This window comes from Dokdonella sp. (assembly GCF_019634815.1).
In the GTDB taxonomy this organism is placed as follows: Bacteria; Pseudomonadota; Gammaproteobacteria; order Xanthomonadales; family Rhodanobacteraceae; genus Dokdonella_A.
This window is the reverse complement of sequence record NZ_JAHCAP010000044.1, coordinates 1-9,228: the sequence shown is the minus strand read 5'-3', so window position 1 is coordinate 9,228 and position 9,228 is coordinate 1. Positions and strand designations below refer to the sequence as shown.

Annotated in this window: 5 protein-coding genes; 3 read left to right on the top strand and 2 right to left on the bottom strand. The window is 66.0% G+C overall.

What is annotated here, in order from left to right:
- Positions 1-303: 303 nt before the first annotated feature.
- Positions 304-3,129: a pitrilysin family protein gene (locus KF759_RS13980; protein WP_291226460.1), complete on the bottom strand. Its 2,826-nt coding sequence runs from the start codon at positions 3,127-3,129 to the stop codon at positions 304-306.
- A 190-nt stretch (positions 3,130-3,319) separates the two neighbouring features.
- Entirely contained in the window at positions 3,320-5,497 is a 2,178-nt protein-coding gene (locus tag KF759_RS13975; protein WP_291226459.1) for a hypothetical protein, read from the bottom strand.
- Between the two features lie 104 nt (positions 5,498-5,601).
- On the opposite strand from KF759_RS13975, the gene trmL reads away from it, so the two are divergent.
- The 3 genes from trmL to KF759_RS13960 form a co-directional block, all read left to right on the top strand.
- Positions 5,602-6,072 (top strand): tRNA (uridine(34)/cytosine(34)/5-carboxymethylaminomethyluridine(34)-2'-O)-methyltransferase TrmL, encoded by a 471-nt coding sequence (gene trmL, locus KF759_RS13970; protein WP_291226458.1) that lies wholly within the window; start codon positions 5,602-5,604, stop codon positions 6,070-6,072.
- A 97-nt stretch (positions 6,073-6,169) separates the two neighbouring features.
- A complete protein-coding gene (locus KF759_RS13965) occupies positions 6,170-6,751 on the top strand; it encodes an ECF-type sigma factor (RefSeq protein ID WP_291226457.1) in 582 nt (193 codons plus the stop codon).
- Positions 6,752-6,800: 49 nt separating this feature from the next.
- A partial coding sequence (locus KF759_RS13960) for a serine/threonine-protein kinase (RefSeq protein ID WP_291226456.1) occupies positions 6,801-9,228 on the top strand: 2,428 nt, incomplete at its 3' end.

Here is a 9,228-nt window from a genome sequence, read left to right as displayed (position 1 = left end):
TCCTCGCGTCGTGGGCAGGCCAAGATCGGGCCGAACCGATGTGGGTCGGGATTCATCCCGACTCGTGGGGCGCGCGGAAATGCAGGTTGTCGGGCTGAAGCCCGACCCACAGGGCTAGCGCTGCCGTCGGGCGCAGGCCCGACCCACGGGGCTTGCGCTGCCGTCGGGCTGAAACCCGACCCACAAGGCTTGCGCTGCCGTCGGGCTGAAGCCCGACCCACAAGCTTTGCGTTCTCTTCTTTTCCAAAAAGCAAAGCCGGCTGGCTGCCCAGCCGGCTTTGCGAAATCACCGCGGATCGACCGTCAGCGCACCGGCTTGCCGTCGGTGTCGATCACCTTGACCTCACCGAGCTTGAGGTCGCGAACGGACTTTTCGATCTTCTTGAGATCGCCAACCACCACCCAGGTCAACTTGTCGGGGTGGATGATTTCCTTCGCCGCGGCATTGACGTCGGCATCCTTCTGCGCCTCGATGCGGCCCTTGAGGGTTTGCACGTAGTCATCCGGACGGTTGTAGCTGACGATCGAGCTGATCGCGCCGAGCACGGCGCGCGTGGTCTCGTATTCGCCCGGCATCGAGCGCACGTCGCTTTCCTTGATCTTGGCGATCTCGGCATCGCTGAGCGGTTTGTCGCCGATCACTTCACGCGATTCGCGCAGGATTTCGGCCAGCGACTCGCTGGTCTTGTCGGTCTGTACCGGGGCGTACATCACGTACGGACGCTGACCGATCGCGTTGGGCAGGAAGGCCCCCGCGCCGTAGGCCCAGTGCTTGTCCTCGCGCAGGTTCATGTTCAGGCGCGAAGTGAAACTGCCGCCGAAGGCGCCGTTCATGGTCTGGATCTCGAGGTTGTTCGGCGCCTTGGTCGATGGCGCGACGATACCGGCGAGAATGATCGACTGTTGCGCGTCGGGACGATCGACGAGGAACACGCGTGCGGTCTTGGGATAGTCGACCTTGGCGAGGTTCTTGGCTGGAATCTTCGACTTCGGTGCCTTCCAGTCACCGAAGGCCTTCTCCAACTCGGGGATGATCTTGTCGAGCGTGGTATCGCCGGCGACCAGGAACTTGACGTTGTCGGGACGAATGCGATCACGCACGAAGCCCTGCATGTCCTTGACCTCGAGCGACTTGATCGAGGCCTCGGTGCCGGTACCGGTGAACGGGATCGCGTAGGCATTGCCTGCGCCGAACAGCAATGGCGGCAACAGGCGCAGCGCGACATCCATCGGCTGGGTCTTTTCCTGGGCGATGCCGGCGAGCCACTGGCCGCGCAGGCGCGCGATGTCGGCGTCGCGGAAGGCCGGGTTGCGGATGATGTCGGCATACAGCGCGAGCGACTCGCCGAGCTTGTTGTCGAGCGCGTTGAGCGACACGCTGCAGGTATCCAGACCGCAACCGGTGCCGATCTCGGCGCCCAGGCGCTGCTTGCGCTTGCTGATCTCGATCGAATCGAGCGTGCTGGTGCCTTCGTCGAGCATGTTCATGCTGAAGCTCGAAGTGCCGAGCTTGCCGCCCATGTCGGCCGCATAACCGGCATCGAACAGGGCGCTGATCTGCACCACCGGGATGTCGTGGCGTTGCGCCAGCACCACCTCGATGCCGTTGGCGAGCTTGCCGTGCTCGAGCTTGGGGAAGCTGAGGTTGGGATAGCTCGTCACCGCGGGCACGCCCTTGCTGCGGTCCACATCGCTCTTGACGGTCCTGAAGTCACCCGCGGGCGCAAGTTTGTCGGCAGGCCGGCCATCGATCGCGGCGCGACCACTGCCCAGCGCGGCGTCGGTCGCCTCGACCTTGCCCGGACTCACGGTGAGTGTGTAGTCGCCCTTGGCGAGCCACTTCGCGGCGGCTGCCTTGACCTGCCCGGGCGTTGCCGCCATCGCGGCTTCGTAGTCCTTCTTCCACGCACCCGGATCGTTGCGATAGACCTGACCTTCGGCAAGCACGGTGGCCTTGCCGCTGAAGCCGCCGACCTTCTCCATGCCGCGGATCGTCGAGGCGGCGTAGGTGGTCTTGACGCGCTCGAGCTCGTCGGCGCTCGGGCCGTCCTTGAGGAACTTCGCCCATTCATCGGCGATCGCGGCCTCGACCTTGCTCGGTTCGACACCCTTCTTCACGTCGGCCTGCAGCAGCATGATGCTCGCGAGTTCGAAATCCATGCCGCCGACCGAGACGTCGTCGACGAGCTTGTCCTGATAAACCAGGCGCTGGTAGAGGCGCGAGGACTTGCTGCCGCCGAGCACGTTCGCGGCAAGGCCGAGCAGCACGTCATCGTTGTCGCCGGCGTCGATGCCGGGCACGTTCCATTCGCGGTAGATGCGCGTCTGCGCGACGTTGTCGGTCATCGTGCCGCGGGTCGAGGTCTCGCGCGCGGTGACCCAGGCTTGTGGATGGGACACGCGCGGCCCGGCGGGGATGTCACCGAAATACTTGAGCGCCTTCTCGCGCGCCACTTCCGGCGTGATGTCGCCGGCCAGCACCAGGGTGGTGTTGGCCGCGCCGTAATAGTCCTTGAACCACTGCTTCACGTCGGCGAGCGAGGCGGCATCGAGGTCGGCCATCGAGCCGATGGTGTCGTGGTGATACGGATGGTTGGCGGGGAACGCATTCATCTGCAGATTTTCATAGACGCGCCCATAGGGCTGGTTCTCGCCCTGGCGCTTCTCGTTCTGCACCACGCCGCGCTGCTCATCGAGTTCCTTCTGGCCGATCGCGCCGAGCAGATGGCCCATGCGGTCGGATTCCATCCACAGCGCCATGTCGAGTGCGGTGGTCGGCACGGTCTCGAAGTAGTTGGTGCGATCCAGCCAGGTGGTGCCGTTCTGGTCGGTGGCGCCGGCACGCTCGAACGGGCGGAAGAACTCGTCCTTGTGATTCTCCGAGCCCTGGAACATCAGGTGCTCGAACAGATGCGCGAAGCCGGTCTTGCCCTTGGGCTCGTTGGCCGAGCCGACGTGATACCAGATGCTCACCGCAACCACGGGCGCCTTGTGGTCTTCGTTGACGACCACGGTGAGACCGTTGGGCAGGGTGAAGCGCGTGTAGGGGATGTCGGGCGTGGTCGCGGCAGGAGCCAGGCCGGAACCAAGGCCGAGCGTGATGAGCAGGGACAGGATCAAGGGTCGCATGAGAATCCTTTTCGGGCGGGTGGGAAGGGAAATGGAATGGGCGAGCCTAGGCCGCATGGCACGCAGGCACAACGGGCAAAGGTCACGTCGGCGCGATTGCGACCTCGAACGGACGTGAAGGTTCAGCGTCAGGACTTGCGCTGTGGGCGGCGGTACGACCGCAAATGCCGCAACGCCGCCGTCGACCACGTCATTGCTCGAAAGCGTTGGCGAAGATCGAATCGCCGTGGAGCTTCCACCAGCCCAGCAGCTCGACCAATGCCTGCGGTGTGTTCTGCGCGGGGCCTTGCCCGGTCTGGTTGACCTGGTTGATGCCGTGGCAACCGTCGCAGGCGCGCACCTCGCCGGCTTGCAGGCTGATCCAGTAGCGCTCGCGCACGACCGGTGTGTGGCTGGCATCGGTGCTCTGCCAGCTCAGTGCACGACGTGCGGGCACGAACACCGCGACCGAGCCGTCGGCGTGCGTCACCGCGCCGCCATCAGGCGCGCCCGGTTCGGGCGGTTGCAGCGTGCGCGCGAGTGGATCATGCAGCACCTGCGCGAGTACGCGTCGGCCCTGCGTTTCACCGATGCCGCGAATCTGGTCGCCCTGGAAGAACTGCATGTAGGGCACATCGTGGATCGCGCCGCCATCGCCGACCGTCTGCACGCCGCCCGGCACGCGCAGGTTGAAGGGTTGCTGGCGGTCGTCCGCGTCGCGCGTGGTGAGGTTGCGCACTGAAATCACCGCCAGACCGGACTGGCGCAGGAAGGCACGGAACGTGGCCGGATCGACGCCGGCCTGCGCAAACGCGGCCTGCTCGGGTGCCTGCATCGTCTCGGCGGTATTGGGCGGCACTGCGCGTGCGCGCACCTCGACGGCCGACAACTCCCACAACGGGCCGTTGTAGCTGACCAGCACGTCGGGATCGTAGAACGAGATGTTCTTGGCAATGCCCGCGCCTGCGCTCACGGTCTCGCCCGGCGTGTACTTGCCGTTGGCAAGGTTCATCACGTGCAGGCGAAAACCATAACGCGGGTCCGGATTGGCGCGCGTGCCGTCGTTGCCGGCAGCGCGTGGATCGCTGCTGCACGAGGCGATGAGCTGACCGTCGGCGAGCGGCAGCGGGTTGCGGCAATGCGCGCTGAAATCGGCTGGCGGGGTGCCATCGTAATAGCCTCGATTGGCCCGCGCGGTGAGGTAATCCACGCTCAGGAGATTCGCGCTCACGCCCGGTGGCGCGGTCATCGCGATGATCTGGCCCGAGCCATGGGTGCCGAATTCGGGGGCATCGATCGCGACATAGCGGCCTGGCACGAGCGGATCCTCGGCGATCTGCAGCCAGGCTTCGGCTTCGTTCGGGTTGGTTCGCCCCGAGGCGCCGGCAATGAACTCGAACAGCGAGGAATCATCGTTGAAGCTGCGGTCGAAATAGCCCGCCAGATCGTGACGACCGATGTGGCTGATGGTTTCCTCGCCGCTGCCATCCTGATTGAGCGTCCACGGGAAAAACAGGTTGAAGGTGTGGCCGTTGACGCGGCCGACGGTCTGGCGCGGCTCGGGAAACACTTCGCTGCGATCGCTGGTGCGCACCGAACCAGGCGCTTCGGAGGACCAGTTGAACGTGGTCGGATTGGCGACATCGTTCTGCTGGTCGCGCTGCAGATGGTCCCAGCGCGTGAAGACGATGCGGCCATGACTGTCGACGAAGGGATCGAACGCGCCCGAGGGTGCATGCTCGAGCAGGCTCGGCAGATTGCTGCCCGGCGCCAGACGCCAGATCCCGGTTGGCGTGGGCGCTTCCTCGTATTCGTCGAGCTGCGGATAGAGATGACGCTGACCGTTGCGCGGGCGATCGCTGACGAACAGGATGCCGCCGTCCGAGGCATAGGTGGGCTGCACGTTGTTGTAGTCCGCGTCCTGACCCGCAATGCGCGTGAACTGCACGGTTTGCCCCTGGCCAAATCCGCTCACTTCGTAGATCTGCCAGTACCAGGTGCCCTGCTGGTAGATCTGCGTGGGTGCACCGGTGACGATGCTCACCAGCGCGCGCGTGCCATCCCAGGACACCGCGGGATCGCGTACCGAAATCGCGTTCGCGCCCTGCATGCCGGCGTTGCCCAGACCCGCCTCGGCGGTGAGATTGCGCAGGCTGCCATCGGGATAGCGGATCCACAGGTCGCCGCCGCGACCGGCCGACTGCATGTCCGACAGATGGTTGCCGAACACTGAACCGATCGTGGTGAAGTCGGTACCGATGGGGTATTGCGTCACGAACAGGATCGGATTGCCGAGATTGGGTGCGGCATGGGCAGCAGTGGCAAGCAGCGCGCCAACGGCAAAGGCGAATCCTGCAACGCGGCGGGCAGTCAAGGGTCGAGCTGACATCGGCGATCTCCCTCCAGTCGATGTGGCGTCCAGCATGGCCCGGGCAGGATGCCCGAATCCTTGGCTGCGGTCACAGCTTGAGGTTTGTGGGCGATACTTCGGCGATGCTGCATGTGATCCTGCACACCCCTGAAATCCCGCCCAATACCGGCAACGTGATCCGCCTGTGCGCCAACACCGGCGCGAATCTGCATCTGATCCGGCCGCTGGGCTTCGCGCTCGATGACAAGCGCATGCGTCGCGCCGGGCTCGACTACCACGAGTACACGCGCCTGCGCGTGCACGATGATCTGCCTGCGTGCCTGGCTGCGCTCGGTCAGCCGCGCCTGTTCGCGCTGTCCACGCGCGGCCGGACGCGCTATGACACGGTGACCTATGCCGCGGGCGATGCGCTGCTGTTCGGTTCGGAAACGCGCGGTCTGCCGCAGGCCATCCTCGAATCCGTCCCCGAAGCGCAGCGCCTGTGCCTGCCGATGCGACCGGACAACCGCAGCCTCAATCTCTCCAATGCCGTTGCGGTGGTCGTCTACGAAGCCTGGCGACAATCGGGTTTCTCCGGTGCAGCGCAGACCTGAGTCTCGCGCGAGCATGGCTTGCAGCGGGCGGCATCGGGACCCGGTTTCTTGCTAGGCTCGGCAGCAGGTCGATTGGCCTGCTGGGGGCGGCTTGCGCATGCGGGGCATTACCGAATTGCTGGCCCGGGCGGGCGCGGGCGATGGTCAGGCGGCCAACGCGCTGTACGCGAAGTGTTATCCCGAAATCAAGCGCATCGCGCGCGCGCGCCTGAGCGAGGCCGGCGGTGTGACCGGGCTCGACGCGACGGCGCTCGTGCACGAAGGCTTCCTGCGCATGGCCGACAGCGAGGGCCTGCGTGGCAGCACGCGCGGCCAGTTCTTCGCCTACGTCGGGCGCGTGCTGCGCACCACCGTGATCGACCACCTGCGCGCACGCAACGCGCAGCGCCGCGGCGGCGATGCGCTGTTCGTCACGCTCTCGCATGGTGACGCCGAATACGGCGCGCTGGGCCAGGGCGGAATCGACCTGGCCGAACTGGACGCGGCACTGGCGCGCATGCGCGAGCTCGACGGCGGCCTGTACGAGCTGATCGAGATGACCGCGTTCGCCGGCATGGGTCTCGACGAAATCGCGCAACTGCGGCAGGTTTCGACACGCACGATCAACCGTGACCTGCTCAAGGCGCGCGCACTGCTGGCAGAACTCATGCAGCTCTCTGATGGCGCCGGCGTGTCGTGAGGCGGCGTGGATTTGCGTCTGAACCGATGCACATTTCCTTGCCGCAGGCATGACGACTTTGGACGGCGCGCGCTGGAAAACCCTGTCGGGCCTGCTGGACCAGGCGTTGGAGCTGGCGCCCGATGAACGCGCTGCATGGTTGGCCCGGCTCGATGAGGCCGATGCTGCCGATGTGCGGCGCCTGCTGACCCATGTCGACGCGCCGCGCGAGATGGCTGGGCCGGGTGAGCCTTTCGGCGACCTGCTGCGTACCGCGCTGGCCGAATCCGACGATGAGCAGATTCCCGGCTTCGTGCTGGGCACCTGGACCACACGACGCGTGCTGGGCAGTGGCGGCATGGGTACGGTCTATCTGGCCGAGCGCGAAGTCGACGGCGCGATCCAGCGCGGCGCGCTCAAACTCATCCGCCGCGGCATGGATTCGGACGAAATCCTCGCGCGCTTCCGGCGCGAGCGGCAGATCCTCACACGCCTGACCCATCCCTCGATCGCGGCCTTGATCGATGGCGGCAGCAGCCTCGACGGGCGGCCGTGGCTGGTGATGGCGCACATCGACGGCATGCCACTGGACGTATGGAGCGCGCGCGCCGAGGTCGATCTGGACTTGCGCTGCAACGTCATCGTGCAATTGTGCGAGGCGGTGGCGCATGCGCATCGTTTGCTGGTCGTGCATCGGGACATCAAGCCCTCGAACGTCCTGGTCGACGCGAACAACCACGCACACCTGCTCGATTTCGGTATCGCCAAGGTGTTGGAAGACACCAGCCCGGCACTGCGCACGGTCACCGCCGCGCGCTTGCTCACACGCGCCTATGCGGCGCCCGAACAGAGCGCCGGCACCGCCACCGGCACGGCGGTGGACATCTACCAACTGGGCGTGCTGCTGTTCGAGCTGCTCACCGGCGCGCGCTTCCATGACAACCCGGACGCAACCACGGGTCCGCCCACGCGTCGCCTCGCGCTGGCACGTGCGCACCGTGGTGCACAGGGGCCTGCGCGCGTGAGCGCGCGCATGCTGCGCGGGGACATCGGCGTGATCGTCGCACGCGCCACCGATGTGGAGCCCGCGCGCCGCTATGCGAGCGTCGAGGCGCTGGCCGAGGACATCCGGCGCTGGCGCGCGGGACGGCCGATCCTCGCGCGTCCCGACAGCGCCAGTTATCGGCTGCGCAAGTTCGCGCGCCGGCATTGGCTGGGCATGGCTGCCAGTGCAGCGGTCGCATTGGCGCTGATTGGTGGCGTGGGCATCGCATTGTGGCAGACGCGCATTGCACGTGCGCAGGCCACGCGCGCCGCAGCGGTCAATGATTTCCTCGAGACGATATTCCGCAGCATCGATCCGGAAAACGCAAAAGGCCGCGAAGTCAGTGCCCGCGAGCTTGTCGATGCGGGCGCCGAGCGCATCGACAAGGATCTGGCGGACCAGCCGGCTGCCGCGGCACAGTTGCATGCCACGCTCGGCGAAACCTACATCGCGTTGGGCGACTACGCGAAAGCCGAGGCGCAATTGCGCCTCGCGCTCGAACGGTTCGGTCCGGATCAAGCCGGCGCGGCGATCCGCACACAGATCAATCTCGCCGGCGTGCGTATTGCCAGTGGCGATCTCGACGACGCGCAACGCCTCACCGATGCCGCCGACGCGCGGCGCCTGCTCGATGCGCCGCGTGATGCGGCGCTGGCCGAACTGATCCTGGGCGAACGCGCATCGCTGGCTTCCAACCGTGGCGATGCACAGGGCGCACTGGAATCGTCCACGCGATTGCTTGAACGCATGCGACGGCGCTTGGGTGAACAGGACCCACGTGTGCTCGAGGTGCAGATGAATCGCGCGATCTATCTGCACGAAGCGGGACAATCGGCAGCGGCGGCAAGCCAGGCGCAACACGTGGTGGATGTGCGCCGTCAACGTCTGGGCATGGATCATCCCGCCGTGGCCATCGCCTTGCACAACCTGGCGAGCTTTCAGGCCGGCGCCGGAAACAACGACAGCGCACTTGCCAGCCACGACGAAGCATTGCGCATCCGTCGCAAGGTGCTGCCGGCCAATCATCCGGACCTCGCCCGCAGTCTCGCCGCGCGCGCCACGCAGTTGGACAACATGGGTCGCACGCGTGAGGGCATGTCCGACTGGCCGCAGGCAATCGCCATCCTGCGCGCGCAGCCGCAACCCGATCGTGGCGTGTTGGCGGAGGCGCTCAACAATTGGGGTGTGGCTTGCTATGGCGTCGCCGACTATGCCGGAGCCGAGCAACACATCGGTGAAGCGCTCGCGATCTGGCAAGCGGACCTGTCGCCATCGCACTCGTATGTCTTGACGGCGCAAGCCAATCTTGCCGCGCTGCAACTGCAACGTGGCGATTTGGCCGGCGGCGAGAAGCGCTTGCGCGAGATCGTGGCCGTGCGCGTGCAGGACATTGCCGATCACGGCAACTCTGCCGACAAACAAGCGGGACTGGAGAATTCGCGTGCGCTGCTCG

Coding starts and splice junctions, on each gene's coding strand:
- KF759_RS13965 (WP_291226457.1), top strand. CDS start 6,170: ATGCGGGGCATTACCGAATTGCTGGCCCGGGCGGGCGCGGGCGATGGT.
- KF759_RS13980 (WP_291226460.1), bottom strand. CDS start 3,129: ATGCGACCCTTGATCCTGTCCCTGCTCATCACGCTCGGCCTTGGTTCC.
- trmL (WP_291226458.1), top strand. CDS start 5,602: ATGCTGCATGTGATCCTGCACACCCCTGAAATCCCGCCCAATACCGGC.
- KF759_RS13975 (WP_291226459.1), bottom strand. CDS start 5,497: ATGTCAGCTCGACCCTTGACTGCCCGCCGCGTTGCAGGATTCGCCTTT.